The sequence below is a fragment of the Pseudomonas sp. LFM046 genome (assembly GCF_000949385.2).
In the GTDB taxonomy this organism is placed as follows: Bacteria; Pseudomonadota; Gammaproteobacteria; order Pseudomonadales; family Pseudomonadaceae; genus Metapseudomonas.
In genome coordinates, this window is record NZ_JYKO02000001.1 from 5,297,762 (window position 1) to 5,312,540 (window position 14,779).

12 protein-coding genes and 1 riboswitch are annotated in these 14,779 nt (G+C 66.5%); of the genes, 7 read left to right on the top strand and 5 right to left on the bottom strand.

The features are described from left to right. The first annotated feature begins 255 nt into the window (after positions 1-255). A complete protein-coding gene (locus TQ98_RS24395; RefSeq protein WP_242443222.1) occupies positions 256-936 on the top strand; it encodes a DUF3298 and DUF4163 domain-containing protein in 681 nt (226 codons plus the stop codon). Here TQ98_RS24395 and cytX read toward each other — a convergent pair. Beyond that, positions 893-2,197: a putative hydroxymethylpyrimidine transporter CytX gene (cytX, locus tag TQ98_RS24400; protein ID WP_103103176.1), complete on the bottom strand. Its 1,305-nt coding sequence runs from the start codon at positions 2,195-2,197 to the stop codon at positions 893-895. The genes TQ98_RS24395 and cytX overlap by 44 nt on opposite strands. Positions 2,198-2,286: 89 nt before the next feature. After that, positions 2,287-4,170 carry a phosphomethylpyrimidine synthase ThiC gene (gene thiC, locus TQ98_RS24405; RefSeq protein ID WP_044870740.1) on the bottom strand — a complete coding sequence of 628 codons (1,884 nt, stop codon included), beginning with the start codon at positions 4,168-4,170 and terminating at the stop codon, positions 2,287-2,289. A gap of 89 nt (positions 4,171-4,259) precedes the next feature. Beyond that, a riboswitch (TPP riboswitch) is annotated at positions 4,260-4,366 on the bottom strand. A gap of 218 nt (positions 4,367-4,584) precedes the next feature. Between thiC and TQ98_RS24410 the strand changes: the two genes are divergently transcribed. Further along, on the top strand, positions 4,585-6,027 hold the full coding sequence (locus TQ98_RS24410; RefSeq protein ID WP_044870739.1) for a TolC family outer membrane protein: 1,443 nt from the start codon (positions 4,585-4,587) through the stop codon (positions 6,025-6,027). A 73-nt stretch (positions 6,028-6,100) separates the two neighbouring features. Here TQ98_RS24410 and TQ98_RS24415 read toward each other — a convergent pair whose 3' ends face one another. Beyond that, on the bottom strand, positions 6,101-7,177 hold the full coding sequence (locus tag TQ98_RS24415) for an ABC transporter substrate-binding protein (protein ID WP_044870738.1): 1,077 nt from the start codon (positions 7,175-7,177) through the stop codon (positions 6,101-6,103). Positions 7,178-7,360: 183 nt separating this feature from the next. Between TQ98_RS24415 and TQ98_RS24420 the strand changes: the two genes are divergently transcribed. Together TQ98_RS24420 and TQ98_RS24425 are read left to right on the top strand one after the other, a co-directional pair. Continuing rightward, entirely contained in the window at positions 7,361-9,307 is a 1,947-nt protein-coding gene (locus tag TQ98_RS24420; RefSeq protein ID WP_103103177.1) for an FAD-dependent oxidoreductase, read from the top strand. A 61-nt stretch (positions 9,308-9,368) separates the two neighbouring features. After that, positions 9,369-9,959, top strand: a complete 591-nt coding sequence (locus tag TQ98_RS24425; RefSeq protein WP_044870736.1) for a cupin domain-containing protein — start codon at positions 9,369-9,371, stop codon at positions 9,957-9,959. 135 nt (positions 9,960-10,094) lie between these two features. On the opposite strand, the gene waaA is transcribed toward TQ98_RS24425, so the two are convergent. Continuing rightward, a complete protein-coding gene (gene waaA, locus TQ98_RS24430) occupies positions 10,095-11,363 on the bottom strand; it encodes a lipid IV(A) 3-deoxy-D-manno-octulosonic acid transferase (protein WP_044870735.1) in 1,269 nt (422 codons plus the stop codon). Positions 11,364-11,411: 48 nt separating this feature from the next. Further along, complete coding sequence (locus TQ98_RS24435; protein WP_044870797.1) at positions 11,412-12,296, bottom strand: LysR family transcriptional regulator; 885 nt, start codon at positions 12,294-12,296, stop codon at positions 11,412-11,414. A 92-nt stretch (positions 12,297-12,388) separates the two neighbouring features. Here TQ98_RS24435 and TQ98_RS24440 point away from each other — a divergent pair, with 92 nt between their 5' ends. The 3 genes from TQ98_RS24440 to TQ98_RS24450 all read left to right on the top strand — a co-directional run bounded on the left by TQ98_RS24440 (position 12,389) and on the right by TQ98_RS24450 (position 14,774). Further along, positions 12,389-12,721 carry an SMR family transporter gene (locus tag TQ98_RS24440; RefSeq protein ID WP_044870734.1) on the top strand — a complete coding sequence of 111 codons (333 nt, stop codon included), beginning with the start codon at positions 12,389-12,391 and terminating at the stop codon, positions 12,719-12,721. Between the two features lie 74 nt (positions 12,722-12,795). Then, positions 12,796-13,971, top strand: a complete 1,176-nt coding sequence (locus TQ98_RS24445; protein ID WP_044870733.1) for an FAD-dependent oxidoreductase — start codon at positions 12,796-12,798, stop codon at positions 13,969-13,971. Further along, entirely contained in the window at positions 13,968-14,774 is an 807-nt protein-coding gene (locus TQ98_RS24450; RefSeq protein ID WP_044870732.1) for an aldo/keto reductase, read from the top strand. The genes TQ98_RS24445 and TQ98_RS24450 overlap by 4 nt, the downstream gene beginning before the upstream one ends. The last annotated feature ends 5 nt before the right edge of the window (positions 14,775-14,779 follow it).

Sequence of the window (14,779 nt, forward strand, 5' to 3'; positions counted from 1 at the left end):
GGTGTCTCGCTTGGTCAGGATGGCATTCGATCCGCGCATCCTACCCCTTGGCCAAGCACCGCGCAGCCTCTTTGCAGATGCGCTGCCGGCTGGGAAGATGCGCGGCGAAATGCTGCCGGCCACCGCTCGAACTCAGGGTGGCGATGGCAGTCGAAGCCTGCACTTTTCCGGAATCCGACCCTGAAGATGAAGCCGATGCCCCTTGCCCGACTCCTCGCCGCCGCCTCCTTCGGCGCCCTGCTCAGCGCCTGCCAGATGTTGCCCGGCGGCAGCGACAAGCTGGAGCCGCAGCGCCACGCCTGGGAACACCTGAAGCCCGGCTGCCAGGGCGAGAGCTGCCCGCTGGTGAACATCGACACCATCAGCTTCGCCGACGAACCGCAGCTCAATGCACTGATCAACCAGCGCCTGCTGCAAATGACCCAGGACAGCCCCGGCGCGCCGCTGCCGGCCTCGCTCGAATCCTATGAGAAGGACTTCCTCGCCAGCGCCCAGCACAACTGGAGCAGCTACCTGCAGGCCAAGGTGCTGGAGCAGCACGACAAGCTGGTCCTGGTCGAACTGTCCAGCTACCTCTACACCGGCGGCGCCCACGGAATGCCGGGGCGCGGCTTCATCAACTACGACCGCAAGCTGGAGAAGCCGCTGAGCCTTGGCGACATGCTGCTGCCCGGCCAGGAAGACGCCTTCTGGAAGGTGGCCGAGAAGGCCCACGGCCGCTGGCTGGCGGTCAACAAATTCGACCAGGACCCCGAATTCATCAAGACCTGGCCGTTCGAGCGTACCGCCAACGTCGGCCTGGGCTACGGCGCCGTCATCCTGAAGTACGACGTCTACAGCATCGCGCCGTACTCCAGCGGCCACCCGGAGCTGCGTATTCCCTATCCGCAGCTCAACGGAATATTGAAGCCCCAGTATTTCCCCGGACGCGGCTGAAGCGCCCCAGCAGGAACTGCAGACCGCCTGCCGCCAGCAATGCCGGCAGGGTCGCCCCCAGCTCCGGCCAGCGGTTGGCCAGCAGGTGGTAGAGGGCGACGCCGCAGCCCCAGGCCAGCAACGTGTCCCAGCGCAGCGCCACCCGAGGCGCCAGCTCGGCACGGCGGCGGCGCAGGATGAAGTGATCCACCAGCACCACGCCGAACAGCGGGGCGAATACCGAACCGATCAGCAGCAGGAAGTTCTGGTACTCGGCCAGCGGCGCGAACCAGGCGATCAGGGTGCACAGGGCACCGATGGCCAGGGCGAGCTGCTCCACCTTCAACGGCAGCAGGATGCCGCTGGACACCGCCGCCGAATGGATGTCGGCGAAGGCCTTCTCCGACTCGTCCAGCAGGATCAGCAGCAGCGGGATGCCCATGCCGGCACCGGCCAACGCCAGCAGCAGGGCGTTGGCATCGCTGCCCTCGGCGAAGGCCAGGGTGTAGGCCACGCCCAGGCCCATCAGCCACAGGCAGCCGATGAAGAAGCCCAGCGCCGAGCCGACGAACACGCCGCCGCCACGACGGCCGAAGCGCGAGTAGTCGGCGATCAGCGGCAGCCAGGACAGCGGCATGGCGATCGCGATGTCGAAGCCCAGGGCGAAGGACATGGAACCGTCACCGGCGCGCGCCATCAGGGCGGAAAGGTCGGCCCGGTTCAGCAGGTCCCAGGTCAGCCAGACGCAGGCGCCCAGCAGCAGCCAGATACCCCAGCGACGCAGGATGCGACGGACGAACGCCAGCGGGCCGGCCACCGCCAGCAGCGTGGCGAGGGCGCCGAATACCAGGGTCCACAGGGTGGGCGACGCCCACAGGCTGTCATCGCCCAGGCCACGGCCGCCCAGCAGACTGGCGGCGTCGCGCATCACGATGATCTCGAAGGCGCCCCAGCCCACCAGTTGCAGCAGGTTGAGGAAGGCCGGCAGACCGGCGCCGGCCGAACCCAGGCTGAGCTTGAGCGAGGCCATGGCGGCCAGGCCCGTATCGCTGCCGATCATGGCGGCGGAGCCCAGCAGCAGCACGCCGACGCCGGTGCCCAGCAGAATGGCGAGCAGCGCGTCGCTGGTGCCAAGGCCCGGCGCCAGCAGCGCACCGGTCTGCAGCACCATCAGGCCAAGGCCGAGGGAGAACCAGAGGGAAAACAGGTCGCGCGTGCCGAGTACGCGCTGATCGAAGGCGACCGGAATGGTCGGCGAATAACTGGTGGGGGTGTTCACGATGGCAGATGCCCTGGATGGACTGTTGTTATGGGTTGACCACAAACCGGAAAGCCGGGCACAGGGCCCGGCTTCCGTCGTGGCGGGCAGGCTTACACCTGTTTGTAGATGACAGAGCCCTCGTCCTTGAATCGCGCAGCCTGCTCCTCGAAGCCTGCGGCGATGGCCTGCTTGTCGTCGCCCAGGCCGTTTTCCTTCGCATAGTCGCGAACTTCCTGGGTGATCTTCATGGAGCAGAACTTCGGCCCGCACATGGAGCAGAAGTGCGCCACCTTGGCCGAGTCCTTCGGCAGGGTTTCATCGTGGAAGGCGCGGGCGGTGTCCGGATCCAGGCCGAGGTTGAACTGGTCCTCCCAGCGGAACTCGAAGCGCGCCTTGGAGAGTGCGTTGTCACGAATCTGCGCGCCCGGGTGGCCCTTGGCAAGGTCGGCGGCATGAGCGGCGATCTTGTAGGTAATGATGCCGGTCTTCACGTCATCCTTGTTCGGCAGGCCCAGGTGCTCCTTCGGGGTCACATAGCAGAGCATGGCGCAGCCGAACCAGCCGATCATCGCGGCGCCGATGCCGGAGGTGATGTGGTCGTAGCCGGGGGCGATGTCCGTGGTCAGCGGGCCGAGGGTATAGAACGGCGCTTCCTCGCAGCACTCCAGCTGCTTCTCCATGTTTTCCTTGATCAGATGCATCGGCACGTGGCCGGGGCCCTCGATCATGGTCTGCACGTCATGCTTCCAGGCGATCTTGGTCAGCTCGCCCAGGGTTTCCAGCTCACCGAACTGGGCGGCATCGTTGGCGTCGGCGATGGAGCCGGGACGCAGGCCGTCGCCCAGCGAGAAGCTGACGTCGTAGGCCTTCATGATTTCGCAGATTTCCTCGAAGTGGGTGTAGAGGAAATTCTCCTTGTGGTGGGCCAGGCACCACTTGGCCATGATCGAGCCGCCACGGGAGACGATGCCGGTGACGCGCTTGGCGGTCAGCGGTACGTAACGCAGCAGCACGCCGGCGTGGATGGTGAAGTAGTCCACGCCCTGCTCGGCCTGTTCGATCAGGGTGTCGCGGAACAGCTCCCAGGTCAGGTCCTCGGCGATGCCGCCGACCTTCTCCAGCGCCTGGTACACCGGCACGGTGCCGATCGGGACCGGCGAGTTGCGGATGATCCACTCGCGGGTTTCATGGATGTGCTTGCCGGTGGACAGGTCCATGACAGTGTCCGAACCCCAGCGAATGCCCCAGGTCAGCTTGGCCACTTCTTCCTCGATGGAGGACCCCAGGGCCGAGTTGCCGATGTTGCCGTTGATCTTCACCAGGAAGTTGCGGCCGATGATCATCGGCTCCAGCTCCACGTGGTTGATGTTGGCGGGGATGATGGCGCGGCCGCGGGCGATTTCCTGGCGGACGAACTCGGGGGTGATTTCCTTCGGGATGGCCGCGCCGAAGCTGTTGCCCGGATGCTGCTCGTTTAGCAGGCCGGCAGCAAGGGCCTCGGCCAGTTTCATGTTCTCGCGGATGGCGACGTATTCCATCTCGGGCGTGATGATGCCCTTCTTCGCGTAGTGCATCTGGCTGACGTTCTGGCCTGCCTTGGCGCGGCGCGGGTTGCGCACATGGGCGAAGCGCATGGCCGACAGCTCGGCGTCGGCCAGACGGCGCTGGCCGAACTCGGACGTCAGGCCCGGCAGGCGCTCGGTGTCGCCGCGATCGTCGATCCAGGCGGAGCGCACGTCCGCCAGGCCCTTGCGCACGTCGATGGTGACGTTCGGGTCGGTGTACGGACCGGAGGTGTCATAGACGGTGACCGGGGCGTTGATCTCGCCGCCGAAGGCGGTGGGGGTCACGTCCAGGCTGATCTCACGCATGGGCACGCGGATATCCGGACGAGAGCCCTGCACATAGACCTTCTGGGAACGGGGGAAAGGCTGGATGGATTGCTGGTCGACCTGGGCGCTTTCGCTCAGGTTCTTTTGTTGTTTTGCGGTCATCGGCTGGCTCCTGGGATGGATGTCGGAGCGAACCTGAAGGAAGAGCGCACCTGGAGCGGTGCTGAGAGGAGCCTCCCGGACTTCGGGCTTGGGAGGCACATCTTGTTCCCTACGCAGGCCTTAACCTGATCAGGTTCAACGGGATCCGGAACTCTCCGATCTCAGCCTCCGATTCGAGGCACCCCGACAAGAACTCGCGCAGTCTAAACAAGCTCGGCCGAGAAAACCAACCCGGTGGTCAGAATAAAGTGACCGATGCGTCGGTATATGACGCATCCCTGCCGCAAGAATCCATTGTTGCAGGCAAGCAACATAGCTTGTCGCAAACTACACTCAGGCCGCCGCCGGGCTTCTTGACCACCCCCCCGGCGGCCCCGTAGCCTTGCCCGACCCCCCAAGAATCCAGGATTGATCATGCTGCGCAGACTCTCGCTGGCCATCGCCGTGGCATCCGCCTTCGCCGGAAATGCCTGGGCCGTAGATGCCCCCCTGTCAGCCAAGACGGACCTCGTGACCGTCTACAAGGACGCCGTCGACAACAACGCCGACCTCGCCGCCGCCCGCGCCAACTATGACGCGCAGCGCGAGGCCGTGCCCCAGGCTCGTTCCGGCCTGCTGCCGCAGATAAACGGCGGCGCCACGGCCGACGACACCCGGACCAAGCTGGACGATCCCTCCAGCACCACTTCGCGCAGCGGCATCGCCTACCAGGCGACTCTGAGCCAGCCGATATTCCGCGCTGACCGCTGGTTCCAACTGAAAGCCGCCGAGTCCAGCACCGAGCAGGCTGCCCTGGACTTCTCCGCGACCCAGCAGAACCTGATCCTGCAGACCGCCGAAACCTACTTCGCCGTGCTGCGCGCCCAGGACAACCTGGCCTCGACCAAGGCCGAAGAAGCGGCGTTCAAGCGCCAGCTCGACCAGGCCAACGAGCGTTTCGACGTCGGTCTCTCGGACAAGACCGACGTGCTGGAAGCCCAGGCGGGCTATGACACTGCACGTGCCAACCGGATCATCGCCGAGCGCAACGTGGAAGACGCCTTCCAGGCCCTGGTCACCCTGACCAACCGCGAGTACGCCTCCATCGAGGGTATCCTCCACACCCTTCCGGTCGTGGTACCCGCCCCCAACGATGCCAAGGCGTGGGTCGACACCGCTTCCCAGCAGAACCTCAACCTGCAGGCCGCGAACTTTGCGGTCGACGCCGCCGAAGAGACCCTGCGCCAGCGCAAGGCCGGTCACGCACCAACCCTGGACGCGGTGGCCAGCTACCAGAAGGGCGACAACGACAGCCTGGGCTTCAGCAACAGCCCGGGCAGCACGCAGCCGAATATCAGTGGCGACGTGGAACAGCGCAGCATCGGCCTCCAGCTGAATATCCCGATCTACAGCGGCGGCCTGACCAGTTCGCAGGTGCGCGAGTCCTACCAGCGCCTGAACCAGACCGAACAGCAACGCGAAAGCCTGCGCCGCACCGTGGTGCAGAACACCCGCAACTTCCACCGCGCGGTGAACACCGACGTGGAGCAGGTGAAGGCACGCAAGCAGTCGATCATCTCCAACCAGAGCGCCCTGGAAGCCACCGAGATCGGTTACCAGGTGGGTACCCGCAACATCGTCGACGTGCTGGACGCCCAGCGCCAGCTGTACAGCTCGGTACGCGACTACAACAACGCCCGCTACGACTACATCCTCGACAACCTGCGCCTGAAGCAGGCCGCCGGCACCCTGAGCCCGGGCGATCTGGAAGCCCTGGCCGGCTTCCTCAAGCCCGACTACGACCCGGACAAGGACTTCCTCCCGCCGGATCTGGCCAAGGCTGCCGAAGCCAGCCTGAAAGGCGACACGGAATACTGAGGTCCAGCGCAAACGACGAAGCCCGGCAGAGATGCCGGGCTTTTTCATTTCGCGCGTACCGGGTGGATCGCGCCTACTTCGCCGCCCAGGCGTTGAAGCGCTGCTCCAGGTCCTCGCCATGGTCGGTCCAGAACTCCACGTCCATGGCCAGTGACTGGGCCATGTTCTGCGGCGCGCTGGGCAGCCAGCCGGTCAGGGCCGGGTCGAGACGATCGAAGGTCTGCTGGTTGACCGGTCCGTAGGGAATGCGCTTGACGTAGTCGGCCTGGTTGTCCGCCTTGTTGATGAAGGCGATCAACTGGTGGGCGCGATCGACATGCTTCGAGCCCTTGATGATGGCCCAGTAGTCCATGCCGTAGAGGCTGTCCGGCCAGACCACCGCGAAGTTGTTGCCTTCCTGGTGGGCCGCGGCGATGCGGCCGCTGTAGACCGAGGTCATGGTCACGTCGCCAGCGGCCAGCCACTGCACCGGCTGGGCGCCCGCCTCCCACCACTGGATATGGGGCTTGAGCTGGTCCAGCTTGGCGAAGGCGCGCTCCACCCCGGCCGGCGTGGCCAGCACCTTGTAGACATCCTCGCGCTTGACCCCGTCGGCCAGCAGCGCGAATTCCAGGTTGTACACGGCGCGCTTGCGCAGGCCACGCTTGCCGGGGAAGCGCTTGACGTCCCAGAAGTCCGCCCAGGATTTCGGCGCCTCGGCCAGTTTGCCGGCGTCGTAGGCCAGCGCCACGCTCCACACCATGGTGGCCGAACCGCACTCCTGGGCCGCGTCGGCGATCAACTGATCGGTGCCGCCGATGCGCTGCCAGTCGAGCCGCTCGAACATGCCCTCCTCGCAACCGCGCACCAGGTCCGGCGCCTCGATCTCCACCAGGTCCCAGTCGACGCTGCCGGTATCGGCCATCACCTTGATGCGCGCCATTTCGCCGTTGTACTCGCTCTCGGTCAGGGGAGCGCCGCTGGCCTTGGCAAAGGGTTTGAAGAAGGCGTCGCTCAGGGCTTTCTGCCCTGCCCCGCCATAACCCACGACCACCATGTTGTCCGCCGCCTGAGCGGTTCCCAGCGTGGAGGCCAGGGCCAGTCCGGCCAGCCAGGGAGTGATGGAGCGGGGGATATCGATGTGCAGGTGAGGGACGAACGAATGCCGCATGGTGCTTCTCCTCTTGTTGTTGTCATGAAGCGTGCCCGGCTCGGGGCTGACTCGAAACTAGTCAGGGCCAAGTAAAAAAACAAGTTGATTTTTTACTAACGGTAAATTTTCATGACACAACAAGAACAAGCGCGACCGCCAGGTCCACAGGAGCCCTCCATGCCCACCGCACATCAGCCAGCGCTGGCTTTCCCGCACCTCTTCGAGCCCCTGGAAATCCGTGGCAAGCGCCTGAAGAACCGCATCATGTCCAGCGGTCACGACACCTCGATGCCCGCAGACAACCTGGTCAACGACCAACTCGTTGCCTACCACCGGGCCCGTGCCAAGGGTGGCGTCGGCCTGATCGTGCTGCAGGTGGCCGGGGTCCATGACAGCGCGCGTTACACCTCCCATGTGCTGATGGCCACCGACGACGCCTGCATCGAAGGCTACCGGCGCCTGGCCGAGGCCTGCCACGCCGAGGGCACCGTGGTGCTGTCCCAGGTCTTCCATCCGGGCCGGGAGATCATGGAGTCCGCCGACGGCTTGCTGGCCGTGGCCTGGTCCGCGTCCGCCTCCCCCAATGAACGATTCCGGGTGATGCCCCGGGCCCTGGACCAGGCAATGATCGACGAGATCGTCGCCGGCTACGGCGCCGCCGCCCGACGCCTCTGCGAAGCCGGCCTGGATGGCGTGGAGATTGTCGCCAGCCACGGCTACCTGCCTGCGCAATTCCTCAATCCGCGAGTGAACCGCCGCCAGGACGGCTACAACGGTGACCTGGACGCCCGCCTGCGCTTCCTCCGCGAAGTGATCCAGGCAGTCCGCGCCAACTGCTCCGAAGACTTCATCGTCGGCCTGCGCATCTCAGCCGACGAACGTGACCCGGAAGGCCTGACCGAGGACGAATCCCTCGCCGCCGTGCTGTCCCTGCAGGGGCAGCTGGATTACGTGCACCTGGTGGCCGGCACCTCCGCGTCCCTCGGCGGCGCCATCCATATCGTCCCGCCCATGGCCATCGAGGCGGCCTACCTGGCGCCCACCGCCGGAAGCTTCAAGGCGCGCCTGGACATTCCGCTCTTCGTCACCGGTCGGATCAACCAGCCCCAGGAAGCCGAAACCATCCTCGCCCGAGGCCAGGCCGACGTCTGCGGCATGACCCGGGCCCTGATCTGCGACCCGCAAATGCCGAACAAGGCCGGTGCCGGCCGCAGCGACGATGTGCGCGCCTGCATCGCCTGCAACCAGGCCTGCATCGGCCACTTCCACCGTGGTTACCCCATTTCCTGTATCCAGCACCCGGAGACCGGCCGCGAGCTCACCTACGACGAGCCGAAACCCGTAACCCTGCGCAAACGGATCATGGTGGTGGGCGGCGGCCCGGCAGGCATGAAGGCTGCCGCAGTGGCGGCCCAGCGCGGCCATGACGTCACCCTCTACGAAGCCGGCAATCAGCTCGGCGGCCAGGTGCTGCTGGCCCAACTGCTGCCACGGCGGGCGGAATTCGGTGGCGCTGCCACCAACCTGCAGCGGGAAATGGAGCTGGCGGGGGTGAAGGTGCTGCGCAACGTCCGGGTCGATCGCGCGTTGGTGGAACAGGAACGCCCCGACCTGCTCATCCTCGCCACTGGCGCCAAACCCTACTGGCCGCCATTCGAGCGCGGCGGCGAGCTGCAGGTGGTGGACGCCTGGCAGGTGCTGCGAGGTGAGGTGCAACTGGGCCGCTCGGTACTGGTGACCGACTGGCGCGGCGACTGGATCGCCCCTGGGATTGCCGAGCGCCTGGCCCGCAATGGCCATCAGGTGCGCCTGGCGGTGAACGGCACCCATTGCGGCGAGAGCCTGCCCCTGTACGTCCGCGACCAGATGGCCGGTGAACTGCACAAGCTGGGCATTCCGCTCACGCCCTACGCCCGCCTCTACGGCTGCGACGACAGCACGGTGTACATGATGCACGCCGCCTGCAACGAACCGATGCTGTTCGAGGAGGTGGACACCCTGGTGCTCTGCCAGGGCCACGAGCCGGTGGACGACCTGGGAAGCGAGCTGGTCGGTCTGGTGGAGTTCCGTCGGATCGGCGACTGCCTGGCCCCGCGCACCGTGGAAGAGGCCATCTACGAGGGTCTGAAAGTCGCCTGGGAGATCTGAGTGTCGGCGGGGATCGTGGCTGCACTACAATGCCGCGATCCCGCATCCCATGGAGGGAACCATGAGTCCCAGCCTGCCGTCGCCGAACGCCAACGCCGAGAGCCAGTTCCTCGGCACACGCATCCGGGCGCTGCGCAAACGCCAGGGCATGACCCTCAGCGAGCTGGCCGAACAGAGCAAGCTCACGGCCGGCTACATCAGCCAGCTGGAACGCAACCTGGCCTACCCCTCGATTCCGGCGCTGTTCAACATCGCGCGCAGCCTGGGCGTGACCATCCAGTGGTTCTTCGCCAGCGAAGCCCCCACCAGCGAAGCCGACCGCGGCTACGTGGTGCGCCGCAACGCCCGCACCAGCCTGCACTACGAAGACGGAATCACCGACGAACTGCTCAGCCCGCAGCCGCTGCGCCAGCTGGAAATGCTCCACTCGCGCTTCCCGCCCGGCACTTACAGCGAAGAGAGCTACAGCCACGAAGGTGAAGAAGCCGGCTATGTACTGAGCGGCGAATTCGAACTCTGGGTCGGCGACCGCCATTTCCGCCTGCAGGAAGGCGACAGCTTCAGCTTCTCCAGCCAGGAGCCCCACCGCTACGGCAACCCCGGCGACAAGGATGCGCTGATCCTCTGGGTCATTACCCCGCCGACGTTCTGAGCCCCTGACGAGGCATCTCCTGTAGGGGCGAATTCATTCGCCAAGGGCGGCGAAGCCGCCCCTTTGGAGACCGGAGCGCAGACCTTCGGCCTGCTTGGCGATTGAAATCGCCCCTACAACAAAGCTCACCAGCACTCAGTGCAGCAGCCGCGAAAGTCCGGCCAGCAATCGCTCCAATGCGCCCTGATTGGCCCTCAGCACCGATAGCCCCGCCTCGTGCATGGCCCCAGCGCGAACCGGGTCGGCCCAGAGCCCGCCCACTTGCGTGGCCAGCTCGCCAGCATCGGCCACCTCGGCCAAGGCGCCAGCCTCACGCAGCTGCGCGGCAATTTCCAGGAAGTTGAACAGGTGTGGTCCCGACAGCACCGGCTTGCCCAGGGCCGCCGGCTCCAGCAGGTTGTGCCCGCCGTTGGGCACCAGGCTGCCGCCGACGAAGGCGATATCCGCCAGAGCGTAGAGGAACAGCAGTTCGCCCATGGTGTCACCCACCAGCACCTGGGTCTGCGCCGAGACCGCCTCGCCGGAAGAGCGCCGCACCGCCGCGAAGCCTTCCCGACGGCAGAGCTCGAATACCGAACCGAAGCGCTCAGGGTGGCGCGGTACCAGAATCAGCAGCGCATCCGGACGGCGCGCCAGCAGCGCCTTGTGGGCGGCGAGCACAATTTCGTCCTCCCCCGCATGGGTGCTGGCGGCGATCCACACCGGCCGAGCCTCGGCGCGCCACTGGCCGCGCAGCTCGGCGGCGCGCTGCGGCAGCGCAGGGTCAATACGCAAGTCGTACTTGATCGAGCCGGTCACCCCCACGCATTCCGGGCGGGCGCCCAGGGCACGGAAGCGCTGGGCCTCGGCCTCGGTCTGCACAGCGATCCAGCTCAGCTCCGCCAGCATGGGCGCGGTGAGCTTGCCGAAACGCGCATAGCCTCGCGCCGACCGCTCGGACAACCGGGCGTTGGCCAGTACCACTGGAATGCCGCGACGAGCGCACTGGTGGATGTGGTTGGGCCAGAGCTCGGTTTCCATGATCACCGCCAGCTTCGGCCCCGTCCGGTCAAGGAAGCGCGCCGCCGCCCAGGGCAGGTCATAGGGCAGGTAGCAATGCTGCACCCGGTCGCCGAACAGGGCGCGGATGCGCTCCGATCCGGTGGGGGTCATGCAGGTGATGGTGATTGGCAGGTCCGGATGGCGCTCCAGCAGGGCGCGAACCATCGGCGCAGCGGCGATGCTCTCGCCCACCGACACAGCGTGGACCCAGATACCGCCGGGCTTGCTCGGCGGCAGGCCGAAGGCGAAACGTTCACCAATGCGCCGTGCGTATGCCGGTGCCCGCCAGGCCCGCCAGGCCAGACGCAAGGCCACCAGGGGCAGGCCGAGATGGAACAGCAGGGTATAGAGGGTGCGATTCATGGGCGCGGAGCTTAGCGTGACTCGCCTCTGATGGCACTCCCGACGTGCTCAACCCATGGCTTGCAGGTGCTCCGCCAGGCTGTCCGCCAGCCAGAGCGCCGCCGGGCCAAGGGCCTCATCCCTGCGGCAGACCAGCTCCACCACCAGGGACGGCGGCGTCCAGTCGCTGCGCAGCTCCAGCAGCTGCCCCTGGTAGGCGGGGTACTGGGCCACATGCTTGGGCAGCCACGCCCACCCCAGGCCCCGCATCACCAATTCGGCCATGACGTAGAAGCTGTCGGCGCGCCAGACCTGCGGGCCAAGCTGCTCGCCGCCAGGATAGTGGCTGTCCTGGGGCGCCATGAGGATCTGCCGGTGGCGCACCAATTCGCGGCCGTCGGCGTAGCGTTGCTGTGCCAGGGCATGGCCGGCGCCACAGACGGTGACCATCTCGATGGTGCCCAGGCGCTGACGCTCCAGGGCATCGGGCATGTGTTCATGGTGAAACAGCAGCCCGAGGTCGGCACGACGCTCCAACAGCTTGCGCGCCACGTCGCCCTGGGCGCTGCTGGCCAGTTGCACCTCCAGCATGGGAAAGGCTGTGCCCAGTGCCTCCAGGCTGGCCAGCACCGGCTGGTAGGGCATGGCTTCATCCTGGGCGAGACGCAACCGGGCTTCTTCGCCCCGTGCCAGCCCCAGGGCCCGTCCGTCCAGACGCTGGCATTGGCGCAGCAGCTCCCGCGCTTCCTCCAGCAACGCCGCGCCCGCCGCCGTCAATCGCGGCTGCCGGCCACTGCTGCGGTCGAACAGTTGTACGCCAAGGTCCTCTTCCAGCAAGGCGATGCCGCTGCTCACTGCAGACTGGGCGCGGCGCAACTGGCGCGCCACGGCGGAAAAGGACTGGCCTTCGGCAACGCCGACGAATAAGCGGATCTGTTCCAGGTTCCATTGCATGGCGAACAACCTATCTCCAAACCAGATAGGTAATGACTTTATCCCATCATCAGGAAGCCTAGAATCCACCCCATCGCACAGGAGGCCCGACCATGACCGGCTACATCTATCTCGCTATCGCCATTGCCGCCGAAGTGATCGCCACGACCTCGATGAAGGCCATCGACGGCTTCAACAAGCCGCTGCCCCTGATCCTGGTGATCGGCGGCTACGCCATCGCCTTCTGGATGCTGACCATGGTGGTGCGCAGTATCCCGGTGGGCATCGCCTACGCCATCTGGGCCGGTCTCGGGATCGTGCTGGTGAGCGTCGCCGCACTGGTGCTTTACCAGCAGAAACTGGATACCCCGGCGGTGCTGGGCATGGGGCTGATCGTCTCCGGCGTCGTCGTGATCCAGCTGTTTTCCAACAGCACGGGCCATTGAACCGGCTGTAGCCGCAGCAGGACGAACAGGGGCGCTATACTGCGCCCCTGTTTTTTTCGAGGCGCCTGCAACCCATGGCCGAATCCCTTTCCACCGATGTGCTCATCCTGGGCGGCGGCATCGCCGGCCTCTGGCTCAACGCCCGCCTGCGCAAACAGGGCTTCGCCACCCTCCTGGTGGAGAACGCCAGCCTCGGCGGCGGCCAGAGCGTGAAGTCCCAGGGAATCATCCACGGTGGCGCCAAGTACGCCCTGCACGGCGCCCTGACCGGCGCCTCCGAGGCCATTGCCGATATGCCGCGCCGCTGGCGTGACGCCCTGGCCGGCAGCGGCGAACTGGATCTCTCCGGCGTGCGCCTGCTCTCCGACGCCCACTACCTCTGGTCGCCCGGGACCCTGGCCGGCAACCTCACCAGCTTCTTCGCCAGCAAGGCGGTGCGCGGTCGCGTCGACCAGGTGAAGGGCGACGCCCTGCCCCCCGCGCTGCAGCATCCGAAATTCAAGGGCAAGGTCTATCGCCTGGCCGAACTCGTACTGGACGTTCCCAGCCTGATCAACCGCCTGGCGGAACTGGCCGGCGATGGCCTGCTGGCCGCCCGCGAGATCGAACCGCTGCTGGAAGATGGCCAGCTCAAGGGGTTGCGCATCGACAGCCGTGAAGTGCGCGCCCAGCGCATCGTCCTCAGCGCCGGCGCCGGCAACCAGGGCCTGATCGAGGCCCTGGGGCTGAGCCAGCCGGCCATGCAGCGCCGCCCGCTGCACATGGTGATGGTCAAGGCGCCCAGCCTGAAACCCCTCTACGCCCACTGCCTGGGTGGCGGCCCCAAGCCGCGCATCACCGTCACCAGCCATCCGGCCGCCGACGGCCAGTGGGTCTGGTATCTGGGCGGCGACCTGGCTGAAGCCGACGGCGTGGCCCGCAACGAAGCCGAGCAGATCGCCGCCGCCGAACAGGAACTGCACCAGCTGCTGCCCTGGATCGACCTCTCCGCCGCCCAATGGGCGACCCTGCGGGTGGATCGTGCCGAGCCGGCGCAAAGCGGCCTGGTTCGCCCGGACAACGCCTTCCTCCATGAGCAAGGTGCACTGCTGGTGGGCTGGCCCACCAAGCTGGCCCTGGCGCCGGACTTCGCCGACCGCGTGCTGGCCGCCTTCGAGCGCGACGGCGTACGTCCGGCTTCCCATTCCCCCCTGCCCGCCCTGCCCCGTCCGCCGGTGGCGCAGCCCGCCTGGGAGGAGCTGCTGGGATGAACGACCTGCACAGCCTCCACCGCCCGCTGGGCGACACCGGCCTGGTGGTTTCCCCGCTGGGCCTGGGCACCGTCAAGCTGGGCCGCGACCAGGGCGTGAAATACCCCAGCGGCTTCACCATTCCCGATGACGCCGAAGCCCGCCAGCTGCTGGCCCTGGCCCGCGACCTCGGCCTCAACCTGATCGACACCGCGCCGGCCTACGGCCGCAGCGAGGAACGCCTTGGCCCGCTGCTGCGCGGCCAGCGCCAGGAGTGGGTCATCGTCAGCAAGGTCGGCGAAGAGTTCGAGAACGGGCTCTCCCGTTTCGACTTCAGCCCCGAACACACGCGCTTCTCCGTCGAACGCAGCCTGAAACGCCTGGAGACCGACTTCATCGACCTGGTCCTGGTGCATTCCGACGGCAATGACCTGGACGTCCTGCGCAACAGCGGCGTCTACGAGACCCTCGCCGAGCTGAAGCAGGCCGGCAAGATTCGCGCCTTCGGTCTTTCCGGCAAGACGGTGGACGGCGGCCTGCTGGCCCTGGAGCAGGGCGACTGCGCCATGGTCACCTACAACCTCAACGAGCAGAGCGAGAAGCCGGTGCTCGACTTCGCGGTGCAACAAAACAAGGGCATCCTGATCAAGAAGGGCCTGGCCAGCGGCCATGCCTGCCTGGAGTCGGGCATGGATCCGGTGCGTGCGAGCTTCGAACTGATCTTCGGTCACCCCGGGGTGACGAGCGCGATAATCGGGACGATCAATCCAGTGCATCTGACCCATAATGTCGCGACGGCCGCCGCAGTCATCGGAGGCCGCTAGCCGAG